16 protein-coding genes and 1 pseudogene are annotated in these 19117 nt (G+C 49.2%); all 17 read left to right on the top strand.

Translation table 11 applies throughout. The features are described from left to right. The first annotated feature begins 172 nt into the window (after nucleotides 1-172). Nucleotides 173-1243, top strand: coding sequence for a DUF6001 family protein (locus FOV68_RS00085; RefSeq protein WP_122458671.1), 1071 nt, complete (start codon nucleotides 173-175; stop codon nucleotides 1241-1243). After that, complete coding sequence (locus tag FOV68_RS00080; RefSeq protein WP_143990127.1) at nucleotides 1240-1767, top strand: DUF6031 family protein; 528 nt, start codon at nucleotides 1240-1242, stop codon at nucleotides 1765-1767. Before FOV68_RS00085 ends, FOV68_RS00080 begins: the two co-directional genes overlap by 4 nt. After that, the gene (locus tag FOV68_RS00075) at nucleotides 1767-2990 is read left to right on the top strand and encodes an aminotransferase class III-fold pyridoxal phosphate-dependent enzyme (protein ID WP_143990126.1); all 1224 of its coding nucleotides are present in this window, start codon (nucleotides 1767-1769) and stop codon (nucleotides 2988-2990) included. Before FOV68_RS00080 ends, FOV68_RS00075 begins: the two co-directional genes overlap by 1 nt. A 16-nt stretch (nucleotides 2991-3006) precedes the next feature. Beyond that, complete coding sequence (locus FOV68_RS00070; RefSeq protein ID WP_122458678.1) at nucleotides 3007-3456, top strand: type II toxin-antitoxin system RatA family toxin; 450 nt, start codon at nucleotides 3007-3009, stop codon at nucleotides 3454-3456. A gap of 2 nt (nucleotides 3457-3458) precedes the next feature. Then, complete coding sequence (locus FOV68_RS00065) at nucleotides 3459-4556, top strand: SDR family oxidoreductase (protein WP_122458680.1); 1098 nt, start codon at nucleotides 3459-3461, stop codon at nucleotides 4554-4556. Then, entirely contained in the window at nucleotides 4553-5878 is a 1326-nt protein-coding gene (locus FOV68_RS00060; protein ID WP_143990125.1) for a hypothetical protein, read from the top strand. Before FOV68_RS00065 ends, FOV68_RS00060 begins: the two co-directional genes overlap by 4 nt. A gap of 11 nt (nucleotides 5879-5889) precedes the next feature. Beyond that, entirely contained in the window at nucleotides 5890-6816 is a 927-nt protein-coding gene (locus tag FOV68_RS00055; RefSeq protein WP_122458685.1) for a fatty acid desaturase family protein, read from the top strand. Nucleotides 6817-6855: 39 nt separating this feature from the next. Next, nucleotides 6856-8115: an ATP-grasp domain-containing protein gene (locus tag FOV68_RS00050; RefSeq protein ID WP_122458687.1), complete on the top strand. Its 1260-nt coding sequence runs from the start codon at nucleotides 6856-6858 to the stop codon at nucleotides 8113-8115. Between the two features lie 101 nt (nucleotides 8116-8216). Continuing rightward, on the top strand, nucleotides 8217-8774 hold the full coding sequence (locus tag FOV68_RS00045) for a deoxycytidine triphosphate deaminase (RefSeq protein WP_122458690.1): 558 nt from the start codon (nucleotides 8217-8219) through the stop codon (nucleotides 8772-8774). Then, nucleotides 8749-9324, top strand: coding sequence for a dCTP deaminase (gene dcd, locus FOV68_RS00040; RefSeq protein ID WP_122458693.1), 576 nt, complete (start codon nucleotides 8749-8751; stop codon nucleotides 9322-9324). Before FOV68_RS00045 ends, dcd begins: the two co-directional genes overlap by 26 nt. Beyond that, nucleotides 9324-11216 carry a PEP/pyruvate-binding domain-containing protein gene (locus tag FOV68_RS00035; RefSeq protein ID WP_143990124.1) on the top strand — a complete coding sequence of 631 codons (1893 nt, stop codon included), beginning with the start codon at nucleotides 9324-9326 and terminating at the stop codon, nucleotides 11214-11216. The genes dcd and FOV68_RS00035 overlap by 1 nt, the downstream gene beginning before the upstream one ends. A 10-nt stretch (nucleotides 11217-11226) precedes the next feature. Next, nucleotides 11227-12456, top strand: a complete 1230-nt coding sequence (locus FOV68_RS00030) for a hypothetical protein (protein WP_122458698.1) — start codon at nucleotides 11227-11229, stop codon at nucleotides 12454-12456. Continuing rightward, nucleotides 12449-13573, top strand: a complete 1125-nt coding sequence (locus FOV68_RS00025) for a hypothetical protein (protein WP_122458700.1) — start codon at nucleotides 12449-12451, stop codon at nucleotides 13571-13573. The genes FOV68_RS00030 and FOV68_RS00025 overlap by 8 nt, the downstream gene beginning before the upstream one ends. Further along, complete coding sequence (locus FOV68_RS00020; protein WP_122458701.1) at nucleotides 13570-15207, top strand: dephospho-CoA kinase; 1638 nt, start codon at nucleotides 13570-13572, stop codon at nucleotides 15205-15207. Before FOV68_RS00025 ends, FOV68_RS00020 begins: the two co-directional genes overlap by 4 nt. Then, complete coding sequence (locus FOV68_RS00015; protein ID WP_122458703.1) at nucleotides 15200-16753, top strand: alkaline phosphatase family protein; 1554 nt, start codon at nucleotides 15200-15202, stop codon at nucleotides 16751-16753. Before FOV68_RS00020 ends, FOV68_RS00015 begins: the two co-directional genes overlap by 8 nt. Nucleotides 16754-16918: 165 nt before the next feature. After that, complete coding sequence (locus tag FOV68_RS00010) at nucleotides 16919-17713, top strand: HAD-IIA family hydrolase (RefSeq protein ID WP_122458706.1); 795 nt, start codon at nucleotides 16919-16921, stop codon at nucleotides 17711-17713. A 313-nt stretch (nucleotides 17714-18026) separates the two neighbouring features. Further along, nucleotides 18027-19117: pseudogene (locus FOV68_RS00005) on the top strand (IS3 family transposase); the annotation flags it as partial.

Below are 19117 nucleotides of genomic sequence, written 5' to 3'. Positions count from 1 at the left end.
CATCATGAAAAAAAATAATACTCCATGGATTAAAATAATTTCGTCTAATGGCCATTTTTCAAGAGAAATTTAATGTTGACTTTTTTTTAAAATGATGTGATTCCTAAATTAGCGGTAGCAAGCAAAGCCAACTGAAAATTAACATACTGAAATTTATAGGTATTCATCGACCATGGCTACTATTGATGACGATTTTATACAAAATCAATCTCAACGTTTTCTTAACAACTTCGAGCAATTCGCCGCGAAAAGAGATATTTCTGCTTACGAACTGGCGAATTATGCTAAGCGTCAGTATCCCAACGCTAAACATGTTTTATTTACCAGTTCCCCGATACAGGGCTGCGCGACTGCGACCAGTGATATTGATCTGATTGTAATTATCCCTGAACAAGAACTGTCGAGCGGCATGGCAACTCAATTTTATATGGCAGGGAATCACTGCGAAATTGCCGCCATCAGTGATGAAGATCTACAGCATGATTTGCAAGCCTTAACCACACTGACCACAGTACCGCTTTCCGAAGTTGCTCTGCGGGTCGCAAACTGGGACAACTATTTCAGGCTCAAAAAGAAGTATCTGGAAAGAGTTGTAAATGGTCTCAGTATCGATCAGGGAATGCCTTTTGCTGGTTATCTTTCGCCACTCTCTGCACTCTGGGCCTGCCAAGCGCTACTCAGTTTCGCAGAGAGCTATGCGGCGCTACAACTTGCCTTCAAAAGCCGGGAACCCCGAGCCGCCGTAATTTATGCCATCGATGTCGTTCTCGCCATCATGGATGTTCTGCTCTGCCGCGCGGGGTATGTATATTCCAATAAAAAATGGATCACCACTCGCTGGCATAGCTATTCGGAAAAAGTACTTTCCAACTGTGATAATAATTTCTCTGATGACATCCTATCCGGGCAACTCGCCATTCTTTATCGCCTGATTGGCAAGCCGCTCAGTGAGAAAGAGTATACCACCGTGCAGGTGCTAGGCGATCGTTTCTGTTACTGGCTAGGTCACGACCAGACGCTGGGCTTTCAGGGCCTGCAACTGGTTCCGACTCACGCCTATAGCCAGAAAATCAGCGTAACGCTTTCCTTAAAATTTACCCGCAACCAAGTTTGCCTGCTTAACAGTGAGATTATGGATCGCATCATCGACTTCAGCGAAATCAGCTATCTGAATGACAGCGAAGCAAGCGAAATACTCCGGGCCTTACGCGCTAACATGTTGCTGACCGAGGTGAAAAAATGACCGCAACACATCCCTATTTTTTTCGTTGCTGGCATGCGACAACGACACCTCAGCAACACGCTAAGCAATTGATTGAAGTCGCTTGGCTGTTGATGGCAGAGGGATATCCGATTATCGAAGATCTTGAAGGTGCTATGGATAATCTCCCTCTGCTGCAGTCACTACATCTTATCTATGCCGATTACATCACTGAAATCGATCAGCATTACTGCACTACAGCTCTCTCTGCAACACACCGGCTGGCCCATGCAGTTGAGCATGGAATTTCCGGCATGGCCGAACTTGACCAGCAGACGTTCATTGAACGCACCGGACTGGATGGACTAGCGAATAACGCGCTGTCTTCCGCGCCGATTGTCAATCACTGGGCGCAAATTGTCAGCCAGTATCCGCTGGAAATTATCGATCCGCTGATCGCCAGTAATCAAGTGAAGGTCATCAGGATACTTCGTACATGGTCAAAACTGAGTGATGAGCTGGGCATCGATCAAGCCTTCCTGAAAAAAATCATGCAGGACATTTAATGATGACCACCAGTTTTATTGAGCGATATGCCAAGGTGTTCGGCAGGCCCTCCTCTCTGTTACTCAAGCTTTCCGGCCTGGAGGCTTTTGAAAACGAGGGGCGGGGAAGCTTGGTCATAGACACGAATCAACGAACCTTGCTCGACTTTGGCTCCTTCGGCATTCATTTACTCGGACATTGCCATCCCGAGATTATCCATGTCGTGCGACAGCAAATAACCCGCATGAACCTGTCGACTAAGACGCTCGCCAATGAAGCGGCTTTGCTCGCAGCCGAGAAACTGTCCCAGCTTAAGGGTGGCGATCGCAACGGCGTAATATTCGGCAACTCCGGCTCGGAGGCCATCGAGATAACACTGAAGATGTGCCGTATTGCCACAGGCCGTAAAAAATTCATCGCGCTCAGGCACAGCTACCATGGGCGTACAGATGGCGCTCTACAACTAAGCGATGGCTACTACCAGCACGCCGCAGCACCCGAGCAGAGAATGACCTGCTTTTATGATGCGGACGATATCGCGGGTATCGCAGAAAGACTGGCACAGTGCGATGTGGCTGCGGTGTATGTAGAACCAGTTCAGGGCGAAGGTGGTATTCGCCCTGTGGCACCTGAACACATGCAGGCGATTTACAAGCTCTGTCAGGACCACGAAACTCGTTACATCAGCGATGAAATACAGAGCGGGCTTGGCCGAAGCGGCCATTTGTTGTCAGCTCCCTGGGCAGACGCCGTGGTGGTGGGTAAAACACTGGCCGGCGGCATTTATCCGATCTCGGCAGTGATTTTCGATAACCAGAAATTCGGCAATGCGGCACGTGATCCGATTATCAGCGCCTCATCCTATGCTGGCGGGGCACTGGCTGGCGCGGTTGCCTGCAAAGTGCTCGATATTGTTTCCGCCCCTGGATTTATTGAAACCATCAATCAACATGGCAACCTGCTGCAGCGATTACTGAACAAGACGCTAAGCTCGCACGCCAGTATTGTCGCTATTCGCGGCGCTGGGCTGATGATCGGGATTGAATTTTGCGATGCACATATGTGCGGTGAGGTGGTGTTGGAAGCCATTGCCAACAACCTGATTGTCAGCTTCTGCCTAAGCACGCCGCAGGTGCTGAGAATTTATCCACCCGCAGTGGCGACACCACAAGAAATTCAGTTAGCCGTTGATATTTTGTCTCAGGCGATCTCAACGGCATGGCAGCTAAAAAATAACGAATAATCAGAGGATACGTCTTATGCCTGTTATTACAACTTGCGTTACGCTGGAAAATATTAATGCTTGCGATGTATGGCCCACACTGATCGATTTTGCCCGCTATCCCCATTTAATGGACGATGTTGTTGAAGTGACCGTTTCAGACATAGCCAGCCATAGTATGGTCTCTGCTTGGAATGTGCTGCTTAATGGCAGTGAATTTACCTGGACGGAGCGTGACCATTTACATCCTCCCTTTCGTATTGAGTTCGAGCAGATTGATGGGGATCTGGAAACCTGGCAAGGCGAGTGGACCTTAGCCGATAACGGTGATGATGTTATTGCTACCCTGACCATTGAATTCGATATTGGCATTCCTTCTCTAGCAGACATTCTTAATCCGATTGGCGAACGAGCTATTCGTGCTAACAGCCTCCAGATGCTGCAAGCTATTAAAAAAAATAGCGTTGCCGTGGCACAAGAACGCTAATCATGGCTAGTCAACCGGCGATTATTTTGAGCGGCGCATCTGGCGTACTGGGCACCGCGCTAGTTAGTGCTCTGGGGCGGTCCTTTCCTGGCATGCCTGTTTTTTGCCTGCTCCGAACCCGCACCGCTTTTGAAAAGCTGCGCAACAGCCTCGGTGAATCACCATCTGCGCTTATTTACGTTGAGTGCGACCTCTCATCAGATATCTCAACACATCAGGCGTTAAGCGCAATTGGTTATTCAGAACACGCCATCGGTATTCATGCCGCGGCCGATGTTTCATGGGATAAAACCACCGCAGAGCTGATGAATATCAACGTCACCGGTTCCCTACGCTTCTATCAGCTACTGAAAAGCTGCGCCAGCTACCCGCGCATGATCTATATTTCCACCGCTTATGCAGATAGCCAGCAGGCGTTCAGAAATGGTTATGAAGAGAGCAAATACCTGGCACAATGCTGCCTGACCAAACAGGCCTCAACTGACAATATTCCACTTTCGCTATTTTCCTGTAGCCTAGTGGTTGGGGATTCCCGTAGCGGTGCGATTAGTGGCTACAATGGCATTTATCCGCTTTTGCGGTTTTTAACCCGCTTTACGCCCCCCTTCATGGTAGGTGATGCACAGGTAGCGCTTGATTTAGTGCCTGTGGACTGGGTCATTCAGCAACTGCTGGTATTGTTTAATGAACAGCTTGCCGGTGAGGCACCAAGAGAAGTTATTGCGGCAGCCGGTGCAGAAAATAAGATCACTTTCCTGCAGCTTCTTCGGCTTGCCGAATCAAGGCTGAACGCCTATTACCGTACACACAATATCAGCCAGATCGAAGAAACCCCAATAATCAGTTTGCGTCGGTGGAATTTTCTGCGGCGCTCGCTGACTACATGGAAACCTGAACAGCTTAGCCTCAGAGACTTCCGTGCTTTTGAAAAGATCCTGAGCATTTACGGCGTTTATTTCACCTCCGATTACGTTCGTCATCCGCTCGGAATATCGACGCAGTCCCCTCACCCAGACACCTATATCGACAACATCATTTCTTACTGGATACACGATCATCATGATGAATTGTTGAATCATGCCAATAAGGACAGTCAATGACTCGTTCAAATCGAATTCAGCATCTGTTGCAGCAAGAGCGTTCAACCCGTGAGCGGATAAAGTCGCTATTTCCAGAAGAAAGCGAAAAACTCGCGAGCTTGCGTGATCGGTTGCCCGTTACTCTGGTGTTAGGCAGTCCACGTGGTGGCACTAGCCCGTTTAAAGCAGCTCTGGCGAAACATCGAGCTTTTCTTACCCTCGCGGGCGAGCATCGCCTATTTTTCACCCTGCTTGGTCTCAATTACCCCGATTACGGTGGTGAAGAGGAGTCGCTGAATCGTCCTTTATCGCCTAAACAGAATGCTGAACTGCTGGATATGATTTTTAGCCGGGCCTTTATTAACCAGCCGGTGCTGATACCTAACCATGAGGAACAGCTCCGCTATGCTTGGGAATGGGCCTATCGTCTGCCCCTGCAGTGGAGCGCCTGCGACATTAATCCGGATGACGTGGTAGCACGGGTGCTAACAGCCACTAGGCACTTTGCTGCTTCGGACTCTGATAATGGTAGCTATCTGGATGAGTTGGTATTTGAACAACTTGAACAACAATATCAGTGGTTTAAGCGTGAATTTTACGACGGGTATACGCTCAGCGATGATTCTGTCCAGCACTGGCCTTCCCTACGTCACGCAGGAATAACTCCGGTGATTGAGATCACCCCGTTTGTAGTTCCGCGTCCGAGAAAGCTACTAACGCACGATAGTCAAGTTGACTCAATTTTACTTAAAGCTTCGAGTGACCCCTATCGTTTTGAATTGTTACGCAATCTGTTTCAAAATCGCCCGCTGAATATCATCCGCCTGACGCGTAACCCACTCTCATCCTGTAACGGTCTGCTGGATGGCTGGAAACACAGTTGTTTCTGGCAACACGATCTCAGCGACATTTTTTCGCCCAACCATTTTGCCGCCGGCTGGTGTTTTGATCTTTACCCAGGCTGGAAACAGGCCCTCCATCAGAACCTGCTTGACGTAGTTGGTCAACAGTGGGTTGATTCGAATCGGACAATCGAAGCTTGTCGTGCCACTCCTCTTCCTAATGAACAGTGGCTGCACTGTCATTTTGAAGATTTTATTCGCTCGGCACAGTCGAGAGAGTCGTTATTGCTGAAGGTAATTAGGGCAATAAATCTGCCGGAAGACGCAGATTTCTCCTCATCCCTCAGCCATAACGAGGTGGTCAATAGCACCAAACCGGCAAAAAATCGCCGTTGGGTATCCAGGCAAACGACGCTGCTACCCCTTTTAGACAATCAAGATATTGCGAATATGGCTGAAGCCATGGGGTATCAGATTGATGAAATCGATAACTGGTTATAGGAGTTTCAACGATGGACAATCATCAACCTGCGGCGATACGCCGAGCTATTCCTAGGGAAGCGTACCGAAAACTGCAAAAGCTAAACCCGCTCAGGGCAACGCTTGGCCTGACTGCAACATGGATCGCGCTGATATTGTTAATGAGTGTCGCCTACTTTTCTCAGTCATATTGGGTCTATTTTATCTGTGCTCTGTTTATTGCTGGGCGCCAGCATGCCTTGCTGGTGCTATTTCACGATGCCTCACATCATCTACTGTATAAAAAACCAAAGGTGAATGACGTTCTGGCCAACCTGCTGCTGGCGTTTCCGCTATTTATGAGTATCCGTCTCTATCGTCACCATCATCACCAGCATCATATTCACACCAATACAGAGAATGATCCCGACATTTTAGATGCGACCCCCCCAGCCTCTCGTAAAGCCCTCTACCTACTGCTTTTGATGGATTTCACAGGCATTAACGGATTGAAGTCACTGCGGTCAATCAATACGTTTGGCGTTACGCAACTGTTTGTTCGTAACCCCTTGCATAAGGCTGAAAGACGACTTTTCCTGCTATTCATCGCCACGTTAATTGGCCTACTAAGTTTTTTCCACCTGTTCAGGTTTTATCTGCTCTACTGGGTTATCCCAATGTGGTTTTTTCTACCGGCGTTGTTGCGCATGCGGTCGCTGGGTGAGCACGCCGGCAGACGCGGGCAGAGCGCGCTCTTTTTTGCCCGCAGCATCCAGGTAAATTTGCTGGAACGGGCCCTGATTGCCCCGCTTAATATTAATCTGCATCTTGAGCACCATATTTTTCCTAACATCCCCTTTTACAACCTACAGAAACTCTCCAGGCTTCTGCTGCGCGATAAGCAGTTTTCTGATCACATGGTCATTAATACCGGATATTTTTTTGGCCACCGTAGCGTGCTACATGAGATTTATCATTGAGGGCATCGCTCTTTTTTCACATTTTTTTTAGGGGTATAAATGGCGAACATTGCAGTTGTTGATTCAAACCGACTCGGTATTCGTATGCTAGAACGGGCCAAAAAGCTGGGGCATACGGTCACCTTTATTCGTTCAGCTACGGATAATATGTACACACTGGACGATTACGTCGAACAGGTTTTTTCCACGCTGGATACAGTCATCACCGTCCGCGACAGCACCAGCTATCCCGACGTCAAAAAGTGTCTTGCAGAGGTTCATCGCACCTCGCCTTTTGACGCCATCATAACGGTAAATGAATATGCGCTCGAAACAGCGGTCTCCGTAGCCAGAACTCTGGGTGTAGCCTCCACAACTCCCGATGCGGTATTCGCCGCGCGTGATAAATACCAGATGCGGCAGATACTGGGCCGCACTGGACTCAGCCCGATAGCATTCAGGCTAGCTGACTCGGTTGATGAAATCATCGCGGCAAGTGCGGGCATGCCATATCCACTGATGGTTAAACCGACCCGATCGTGCGAAAGCTTGCTGGCCAAAGTAGTGTCTTCGGCAAAGGAGTTAGCCTTTGCGGTCAGCGAAATCCGCAGCGAATATGCGAACCTTTCAGTGATCATGCAAGGACGTATTTCGCAGAGTTTTATTCTTGAAGAATTTATTACCGGACCGATGTTCTCGGCTGAGTTTGCGCTGGCGAACGGCGAGTTTTATGACTTTATGATTTCAGAGCGCATTCAGGCGACGCACGATGCCACCATTGAACTGGGTAATATTATGCCGAGTACCCTCTCACCCGCCGTGCAACAACAATGTTTCAACTATGTGCATCGTGTCGCACAAGCGCTAGGCTTCGAGACAGGAGTCTTTCATTTTGAATTTATCCTAACTCAACATGGCCCGGTGCTGGTCGAAGCCAACCCACGGTTAATGGGTGGTTCTATGCCCTATTTGTATGACTTTTTAACCAATAAATACATTCACGATCAGGTTTTGAACATCCATCTGCAGCAGCCAGCGGAGGTTGCCAACATTCCGGCAGGCCGCTTTGTGGTGTCCCTGAGGCTGGAGGCCAGGCAGCCGGGCATCATCTCAGCGCTACCGGTATTGAGCGACATCAGAGCCTTATCTATCAAGGTGCTGTTATTCGAGACCTACTATCAGGTCGGAGATCGCGTATCGGCCGGCGATATTATTGGCAGGCTGAATATAGACGTTTCACAGCCGGATAACCCGCGCGAACAGGTAAAGACCATCTGGGAACGATGTGAAGCGATCGTCGGCATCCCCCTCTCAATCTGAGCAGGACACCAGAGATTAATTTAATAGAATCAATTGTTATAAATAAATTTCGCATTTCGAACAGACGGGCTTAACAATTCATTTATCAGGAAAAATATAAAATGATCGTAACCGCAAGACGAATACAGGAACTGTTGAATAAAGGTGATATCATTATCTCTCCTTTTAACACCTCCGATCTGGACGTCAATTCCTACTCATTTCATCTGGGTGATAGTTTAATTGAATATGAATGCCAGATAATCGACCCACATCGCCCATTGAGGACAAACACCATCCAAATCCCTGACTCGGGTTATGTATTAAAACCTGAACATTTTTATCTCTCCTCCACGATAGAAAAAATGGGAAGTTCAATTTGCGCCAGTGAACTTTATGCCAACTTTTCTACCGCTGCCTGTGGCATGTTTATTCAAACCAGCGCGCCACTCGGCCACACTGGTGCGATTATAAACTGGACACTAGAAATTATCGTTGCGCAACCTGTCGTGGTTTATCCGGGAATGAAAATAGGCAAGATCTGTTTCTGGGAGAATTACGGCGAGCTGACCAATTATCAGGGACGTTATTGCGAATCAAAAAACGTCGTGGCTTCAAGGATATATCAGGACTTCAACCGTCAGGAATCACATAATGATACTTACCGGCAAGGAAATTGAGAAAAGGGTCAAGAGCGAAGAGATTATTATCTCACCATTTCTCCCTGAAAACATAAATCCCAATAGCTATAACTTTCGTCTTGGCCGCTCTATGAAGGTGTATCGCAATGAAGTGATTGATCCTGCTCAGGAGAATCCAGTAGATACTATTACACTTGGCGACGATGGTTATATTTTACAGCCTAGAAAACTCTATCTGGCAGAGACCATTGAAGTTATTGGCAGTACCTGCTTTGTGCCAACTTACGCGGCCAGATCGTCGGTAGCTCGCATGGGAATGTTTATAAATTTGTCTGCCCCGTTGGGCGATATCGGATTTATTGGCCGTTGGACAATCCAGCTTTACAGTATTCTTCCGATCAAGGTGTATTACGGCATGAATATTGGCCAGATGATGTTCTGGCATACATCTGGCGAGATCGAACTGTATAACGGCAAATATCAAAGTGCCGAAGGCCCGATTGAAACCCGCATTCATCTTGATTTCAACGAGAAGATGATTAAAAGCCTGAATACCTTACCCGATGTACATCATGAAGAGGAGCCCTGATGAGTACGTTAATAAACGATCAGAGTGTTACATTACCTGGGAAATTCAGAAATATTTTTTTGCTCGCCGAGCAGCACCCGGTACCCGCGATGAAATTAATTACTGAAAGCCATTTAGCTCGTTGGCTGGATAATTTTTCCACAGTTAAAGCCACTTTACGCGATATTGAACGCAATATTGCTATCACCTCCGGCGCATTTTTGACTCAGGACATGAAAAAAATCAATGCCGTGCTACAAGAACTACGCTGGTCAGAACATGCTGTGTCCGAGATTGGAGAATTTATTGGCGAATTGGGCTATGTCGACGGTGAACTCGATCTGGCCATACGCTCTGCATGCTTAGCCGAAGATTTGCATGAGAAGAGTTTTGCTGGTGTTTATGAGTCAGTGCTCAATGTGCGCTCCATTGAAGATGTCCAGTCCGCAGTAATTACTGTATTCAACTCGTTCTATTCTCTTCGCGCCGTAATGGAGAAACGCAATATCCATAACGACAACGATAACGACACGGTAAATATTATCGCGCAGCGGATGGTTGCTGCTGAATTTTCCGGCGTAGCTTTTAGCTGCCATCCTCTGACCGGACAAGAGAGTCTGTATATTGAATATGTTTCCGGGCTGGGTGAAGGACTGGTGTCTGGGCAGCAAGAGCCAGCGCAATTACTTTCCGACAGTGACCATCAAGTACAGCGTGACGCCGCGTCCCAGATAGCTAACATTGTAGCTTCCGCCCGCGCATTGCTGGATAGCCATGTTGATATCGAGTGGGCCTGTGAGGCTGGAACCGTCTGGCTGCTGCAGGCACGTCCGGTCACCAATATAACGATCACCGCCTATGATAGCACCCCAGTCGCTCAGTTCTGGCCACTCTATGGCGATTTACCCGCTGAAGTGATCGACACATTGCCTGCCTACGCCCTCTACTTCAATCAGAAAAGAAAACCTCTCACCGATATCGCGTATTTTCATCAAAAAAAACAACCAGGCGCCATCATTTTGCGGGTGAATCACGCCGGGCTGACTGATGCCCAGCGACAGAAGCAGCTTCTGGAGCACTTTCATCAACAGCAGGTGGTGGTGGATTTTTCCGACAGCGTGCGCCAGTTAATTATTGATAAATCAACACTAACGTCGCAACTTAGCGAGTTGATGACGGTAAGAGGTCAGCTCTATACGATGGTCATTCGTGACTTTATTCAGGGCGAGTATGGGCTCATCACCCGTGAGGTCACCACACCTGAAGGCAAAACTCTTGTGGCTGAACTGTCGGCAGATGGCTTGATGGCGATTAATCGAGGTAGCGCTGTCAGTCAAATCCTGACGCTGGGCGACAACCAGCAGACAAACGTACTGACCGAAGAAGATATTAGTCTGCTGAAGCGAGTCACGACCGATGTGCTGAGCGCGCTAGGGGAAGTCCAGATCGAGTGGGTACTGGCTCAGGGCCATCTTTATGCACTCGACTACTCCAACGTTAGTGATACGTACCTGACGCTTAGCAGCAGCGGTCGCGTAATGTCGCCAGGTTATGCACGTGGTCCCGCCTACCACATCAGTCAGACAGAACAGATTGAAAGCTATAGCATTGCACCGTCAATGAGCCTCACAGACGTACCTGACGCATCGGTTTACGGTGATCTTTTTTCGACACTTGTGCAGGAGATGGAAAAATTGCCTGCTCCACCGATCATTTTCGCCCATCGCCCCTATGCCGCACTTGCCTCACTGATCCCATGGGCGGCGGGCTTTGTTTTTGAGAAAGGCTCGCTGCTCTGCCACTTGGGGATTTTATTGCGCGAAAAAAAACTGCCGGCGGTATGTGACGAGACGCTTTTCAGCGCCACCCGACACGGCGACCCTTGTTTACTCAAGGCCAGTTCCGTTCATTAAGGTGATAATCATGGATAACGAACTTTTTATCTTGCTGTTTCAGCCGGGTGAGTTTTTTGCGCCACGCACCATGGTGACTCAGCCAGATGTGATTTTAAAGTGCGATGACAGCGCGAGCAATCGAGGCAATAACGCGCTATTCCATTGTGAAAACGACCTGATTGCCAGTGAGGTAATCGTACAACAGGGAAGTTATTCGATCGCACCAGCGCCCTATCAGTTTCACTACTTCACGCACCATCACCGTCAGCTTAAACGGGCCAGCGAAGCGCATTTCGATGCTATCTTTGCCCGCAATACGATCCCATTTCGCTGCGCTGATGTCATGCCAGCAGTGGCTATCCGTATGGATTCCAGGAATCAACGGGCGCACCTGTATCATTTTAATGATACCGCGTGGCACGGAACCTTGATGGTCAAGTATGCTGAGGTTAGCACTGCGTCGCTGGCGGTAGTGAGTGACTGGCAGCGCTGCACCTCTGCGCTCGCCGTTGCCTATCCACGATTACTGAAGTACCGCCATTTGTTGAATGATACCTGCTGGTACACGCGCTGGAAGCACGATATGGAGCTGGAAAGAAAGTTTACCTTTTCAGGTATTCCAGACACATGGAAATTAAATACCCGGTTATATGAAGCAATCAATCTGCGTGGTGAGCTGGCGGGTTTTATACCTGAACTCGATATGAGCCTGCAGGTTTTCGATTATGACAATCATATTTTTGAAGTGCTAGAGCCATCATCAAAGGGCTATATTTCGTTTATTCCTCAAACCAACGGCAAAGTAGCAGTTAAGCAGAAGTGGTTCGCGCAAAACGCAGAGCTACGTAAAGAGAGTATTTCATACGATATTTCCGTCGATCGCCAACAGTTTGAAGCCAAAGCCCGTGAGATGGCTGGCGGAGAGGTTAAACGTCTGGCGCCGTTCCGGCGTAAACGTTTTGATGTGAATTTTGAATCGCTGGAAACTGGTAACATTTACGGTGTTTACTTCGATATCTGCCGCAGCTTGCAGGATCCCGCCCGCTACGCATTTTCGCAGTGTGAGGTGGAATATTGCCGTTCGCGTACCATGTTCAATTACCACAATGTGATGGAAGAATTTGAACAGGTGTGTGCTTGGGTCAAAAATTTCCTCGAACAACAGCACATACCCTTTGAACAAAATCTCTACTCAAAACTCGATTTTGCTCGTGAAACCCATCTGGCCCTTACCCGGCAGGAGTTGACGCATGGCTAACTATGTAATTCTGGGAAGCTGGAAAATCCGTCACGATGAATATATTTCTCCTTTAGAACAGTCGCTCTACGTTGTGGAGTTGTCAGAAGGAGAGGCCATCGGCGACAAAAGCGTTCTGTACGATCTGCGGGCACTGGCCGGGCCGGTGTTGGACCACCCCAGCGGCGATCCGGTCGACGGCGTAGTGCTAGCCAACCTCTCCGCCGACTTCCTTCCACTAGCAATCATTTCGACCACAACCGGCGATTGGCTACTGACCCACCTTGTGCACAGGGTGGAAGTCTGGGTTACCCATTTTCTGGCGCATCAAGGGTTTCCACTGCACATTACGCGGGCGGAACTTTTCCCTTTATTGGTGGCTCAGTTCCACCAACACTATCTGAATAACAACAATTTCGAATGCTATTACGAGAAGGGCATCCCGGGTACGGAACTGGAGAAAAAGTTTAACATTAAACAAAGTTATAACTTCTACGCGCTGAATGAGCGCTTTTACGCCGCGCTGGCGGATGGAGAGATCGCCGGTTTTCGTCCCCATCTGGGTGACGAAATTGAGCACTGGAGCTATGACAACGATTTCTTCGAGATCGCTCCTAACGAAAAGCGAGTTGCCGGCTTTGTCTCGGTGATGCACTGGAGTCGTAAGAAGCGAGTCCGTTTCGACGAGCCGGTGGTAACGTTCAAGAAAAAAATTTATCGGGAAGACACGCTTGAACACGGGGAGCATAACTACCATTTCCAAAGTCTCGACACGCCCGCCGGAGAGGCGCTTTCTCACTTCTTTGAACTACCACTCAATCCGCTGCCGCGTTGGCGCCGAGTGCGACTGGATGTTGCCTGCGAATATCTGCCAACTGGCGATATATATATACTTAATTTTGAAGACTCCCGAATCAACGATGTTTATGACTCAGCTGGTCGCCTGCAACAATGTGAAATTGAATACCTGAAAACCCGCGGCAAGCCAGATGAGAACAATATCTACCGTGGATTTAATGCGCTTGCACAAGCGGCTGAATCTTTCATTCAAGCCCAAGGACTCGATGTTGAGAAAAGCCATTACTCAAAACTAACATTTCTGAAAGAGTTTCAGGACCGGCAAGAGGGTAGGCCATGATCGAATCGGTACTGTTCAGCAATAAAAAACTGAATGTCAGGGTAGCTTTTGATCCCGAATGCAACGAACTGTTTCAGCGGCTGACTGCGTTTATTTCGCCAGCTTTTTTGTTGTGTGATAAGACAATTGACGATACCCAACTGGATTTGCACCTCATGCTGCGACCGTATGCAGATTTTCCGGCTAGCTGGAAAGCTGCCTGCACTACACCCTGTGCAATTCGCCACAGTACAGCCAGCATATTTAACCTCACTCTTAACCGAGGTGAGCTTAATGATGGCCATCAGGTCGCTTGGCATGAGTCGGATCAAACCGGCTATTGCTGGCAGCGTGGTGGAACGCAGATGGAGATGTACGTCAATCAGCAGAGTTTTATCCACGTAATCGAATTTTTCCGTTACTACCTGCTGGCGGTTGAAGTCGCGAAAGGGAGTGTGATTTTACACGCGTCCGGGGTAGAGTCGTGCATCAACGGTACTGTGGTAGCTATTTGCGGTATAAAGGGGGCCGGAAAAACCTCAACCATGCTCAATCTGGTAACCTCCAGCGCCTTCCGCTATTTCAGCGGCGATAAATTGCTGGTCGATATTCATAAGGATGCGCTCCGGGTGCGAAGCTGGCCCGACTACCCGCATATCGGTGCTGGATCTTTGCGCCAGCATCCGGAGCTTTGTCAAAGAATGGGGCTCTCGCTAAGTCATCCGCCCCTCTCCGTCGCCGATAACCAGGACAAGTTTCTGTTTGCACCGGAGTTGTTTCAAAGCGCCACAGACAAATCTTTGCTGCGTTCCGCCACGCTGTCCACGATTGTACTACCGAATGTACTGAGTAATACGTCAACTATTACCGCTCTCAACTCGCGCGAAAAGCGCGAGCTGGACAGCAGCCATCTCTTTGAAAATCCGCTGAATTTCATAACTGCTACTTGGCACGGGCTGTCGTTCCCTGAACAAAATACTTCTACAAGGAGCCTCCATCAGCACGTCCGTGATCGGCTGTACCTTCTCCGCTGGCTCAACCTATCCGGAGTCATCCCTGCCCCACAATTAACCGCCCGATTACAGCAGGGTATGCAGATCCGTCTGGCGCTGGTCGCTAGCAGCGGTTGCGGAAAAAGCACCACTGCCGAATTGTTAAAACAGTCATTCAGTCAGCACGGCCTGAGCGTCTGTATTGAGAAACTGGCCCAGCCGCTATATCGACTGCAGAAAGCCTATTTCACGGAAATGGGGCAAGCCATCAGTGCGGATGGACAGCATCAGCAGCTAATGGAAAAAATTGCCGATAATCTGCGGATGCTGGATCCACGAGCATTGATCAACCATCTGTTTGCCCGCCTTGAACATAACCATGCCGATGTGATTTTAACGGACGACCTGCGCGACAAAACCACTGACTGGCCAGCTTTAACCGACCATGGCTATGTGGTTATTCGGGTGCAGTGCGACGATGCTACTCGACGCGCGCGTCTTCATGCCCGTCAAGATATACAATCACAAACCAGCTCGATACTGGACGAAGATATAAAAGCAATAGAAGCTAATATCGTAATTGATAACAACGGTGACCTCGGTGCATTACGCGAAAGCGTCAATGCTCTTGTCAGGCAACTCCTGAGGAGGCGCGATGAATAATCCGTTACCCCGCCTGGCGTGGGCGGTGATCGATGGTCTGCCCTTTCATTTATTGAATAAATATCTCGACCCCCTCACCACGCCCGTCCTGTGTCAACTGATGCAGTCGGGCGCGATCACCCCGCTGGAGCCGCTGTGGCCCAATTGCCAAACGCCACCTTCACTCTTTTCCATCTGGAGCGGACAGCCCGCCACAGAACACCAGATCACCGGATTCGATACGCCGGACGGTAACCAGGCTGGCGCCTTTCGCAACGGCTTTACCCGCTGGCCCGCCCAGCTGGAGATGATCTGGGAAAGCTATGCGCGAGCAGGCCAGCGTGTCCGACTCAATCATATCCCGTTTGTCGATGAGAGCCGGCTCGGTTCAATGCTGGTGGCACGCAGCGATATATATAGTGGTCCAGGCTATGACTCCCGAATCTTTAACGATACGACACTACTCACCATTGATGATCATCTTCTGACTTTGAAGTTGCGCCCCGCGGGATCATTCGCAGCTGAGTTGGAGGTGAGTGGCGCCGGGGTTCACGTGTGCACTCGATTGGCGCAGGGTGTTTTTACGGATATTTTGCTGCCGCCACCGGTGGACGCCACGTTAACGCTCATGTCTTTCGAAATGGATAATGGAGCATTACAAGGAGCTCTACTAGGCAAGAGCCGTTACTACCGCAGCGGCCTGCATCCGTCGACTACAGGCACACCACCGGGCACAGATTTTTGTCATCTCAGTCTGGCAAAGCAGTATCGCAACGGTGAACTGGGTATGAAGCGAGATTCTGGCGGCGATGGAAAAGCTGAGGCTATTCTGTTCGCCAGCCTGGAGCGTGTTCATCAAAGTTTCTATCGCGAGTTAGTAGCAAGTTTTGCGCAACACGATGCCGATCTTACGGTAGGCTACTACCCGGTGATAGATTTGGCGCTGCATGAAATCCTCAATATTGAAAAGCTGTCCGATCAGGATGCGGAAATCGAGCGCTATTTCATGCAGATCATGGTCTGGGCTGAAAGCGTGGTAGCGGCGTTACAACAGCAATGCCGTGCCAGTGAGCGGCTGGTAATCAATTCTGATCACGGGATGCAGCCAATTTTTGCGATTTTCTATCTGAATCAGTATCTGGCCCAGCAGGGCTGGCTGACTTTTGATAATCAGGGAAAGATTGACTACTCTACCACCCGCGTCGCCTACCATCCGGCAGAGAACGGTACCCTGTTAATTCGCGATGGGTGCGATCCCGAACAGGTATTCGCACAAATCCATGCTTTTTTCGACGACTGCGGCATTTCGAATGCCCAGGTAGTACGCTTACCCGTTCCTTCGCGGCAACAGTCGTTTGACACAAGCTGGTTTTTATTACCGCCAGATGGAGTAAGAGTTAAAGCCTGTACGTCACCCCAACTTAGCACCCGCAGCGACAAAGCCGGCGATCACTGTGGTTACAGCCTACTCGCAGACCTCAAAGGAACGTTGATTACCACCCACAGTGGAAACCGGCCGCCGGTGATGCAGATGTATGATATCAAAACCTTTATTTTGAACGAATAGCATGGAGCCACTAGCATTCGTTATGCCTACGTTATTGTTACTCGGATATCTGTTCAGTTTTGTGCTGCTAATTCTGCCTCCCACTTCCCTGAGCATTTTCTCAATTTATTCTGATGTATGCCGAACTATACTATTGATTTGTCATGAGCTAAGGGAGGCAGAGCGATGAATAATAAGAAATATTACGGAGTAATTCTGGATATTGACGGAACCTTGTTACTTAACGGTAAAGCCCTGCCCGGAGCGGGTAAAGCTATCGATACGTTGCGTAGTGCAGGTTATCAACTTCGTTTTGTCAGCAATACTACCAGCCGCAACGCCGCACAACTGGCGTCTGAGCTTAGCCTGCAGGGGATCAAGGTCAATGAAAGTGAGATTCAAACGTCAGTGTCCGCGTGTCTTTACTACCTTGAGCAGCACTACGACGGGAAAAAAGGATTTATAGCCGTACCCGACGCGTTGCAGCCCACTTTCAACACTATCGCTCAGACCGCAGATCAGCCCGACTTTGTGGTACTCGGCGATCTTGATCATCAGTTTAACTACCCACTGCTTAATCGTATTTTTAACTACTTGCGCACCGGGGCCAACCTGGTTGTATTTCATAAAAATCCTTGGTACTTTCGCGACGGAGGAACTTGGCTTGATAGCGGTGCGTTTGCCCACGCGCTGGAATACGCAGGCAGAACTGAGGCTGTTGTTACCGGAAAACCGTCACCGATAATGTTCCTCAGCGCGTTGTGTTCAATGGGATTGACGCACGAACAGGTGCTGGTAGTGGGTGATGATGTCCTGACCGACATTGCCGGGGCAAGAAAAGCGAAAATGACCGCCTTGCTGGTAGGCACTGGTAAATTCACTCGCAGCGATGCTGTCCTGCACCAAGTGCCTGACGACCACCTTATCCCCGATATTGCTGGTTTACCTTTCTGGCTACAGCGCACAGAGGTATCTCTATGATGCTATTAAATATTGAGGTGATGTCTTACAAAGACGTTACAATATTTTTCATCAACTTGGGGCCGAAATTTATTATCTGACCGCCAAAAGTAACGATCAAGTACTGGACAAGATTACTGTGTTAAAAAGCCTTGGGGATCTAAACAGCTTCCCAAGGCTTGACTTCATAGAAGGGCATCATGGTCTTTCTCCTCTCTAAAAAAGAGGATGCTTTCCCCAGCGGTGGAAAGTCCCCCTCGTTGTGACCTGCTCCCCGTTGATTAATACACCGCGATGTTAGTAATGTCTTCATAAGCCACATGAGGACATCCCCATGAAGAAGCGTTTTTACGACGAACAGATCATCAGTATCATCCGCGAGGCTTAAGTCGGGGGTTTCTGTCCGTGAGCTCTGCCGTAAGCACGCCATTTCCGACGCCACCTTTTACACCTGGCGTAAGAAGTATGGCGGTATAGAGGTGCCCGAGGTTAAGCGCCTGAAGTCGCTTGAGAAAGAGAACGCCAGGCTCAAGAAGCTGCCTGCCGAAGCCATGCAGGATAAGGAGGCGCTTCAGGTGGCTCTGGGGCGAAAGTACTGACGACAGGCCAGAAGCGGGAAGCCGTGGTGTTGATGTTTGATGCGACCGGTCTGTCGCAACGGCGTGCCTGCTGGCTTACAGGCTTGTCCCTGTCGACCTGCCGTTATGATGCCCAGCGTCCGGCTGCTGATGCACATTTATCAGGGCGTATTACTGAGCTGGCGCTTGAACGCAGACGTTTTGGTTATCAGCGCATCTGGCAGTTGCTGCGTAGGGAGGGCCTTCATGTCAATCACAAGCAGGTATACCGTATTTACCCCCTTCATGGACTGAGCGTAAAACGCAGACCACGCCGTAAAGGACTGGCGACCGAACGGTTTCAGCTTCTGCGCCCGGATGCGCCGAACCTTACATGGTCGATGGATTTCGTTATGGATGCATTAGCCAGTGCTCGCAGGATCAAATGCCTGACCTGTGTGGATGATTTCACGAAGGAGTGTCTGACGATCACCGCTGCTTTCGGTATTTTAGGCGTTCAGGTCACGCGTATTCTGGACAGCATCGCGCTGTTTCGGGGCTATCCGACGACAATAAAAACCGATCAGGGCCCGGAATTTACCTGTTGCTCGCTCGACCAATGGGCCTTTGAGCATGGAGTGGAACTGCGGCTTATCCAGCCAGGCAAACCGAATCAGAACGGATTTATTGAGAGTTTTTAACGGGCGATTACGCGATGAGTGCTTAACGAGCACTGGTTCAGGAATATTGTTCATGCCAGGAAAACGATTAATGACTGGCGGCAGGATTATAACGAGTGCCGTCCCCATTCATCGCTGGATTACCAGACACCAGTTGAATTCGCAACGGACTTGCGAAACAGGAAATA

Source organism: Pantoea sp. paga (assembly GCF_007558755.1).
GTDB lineage: Bacteria > Pseudomonadota > Gammaproteobacteria > Enterobacterales > Enterobacteriaceae > Pantoea > Pantoea agglomerans.
Note: the sequence above shows the minus strand (reverse complement) of the source record. Positions and strands in the feature narration are given on the sequence as shown.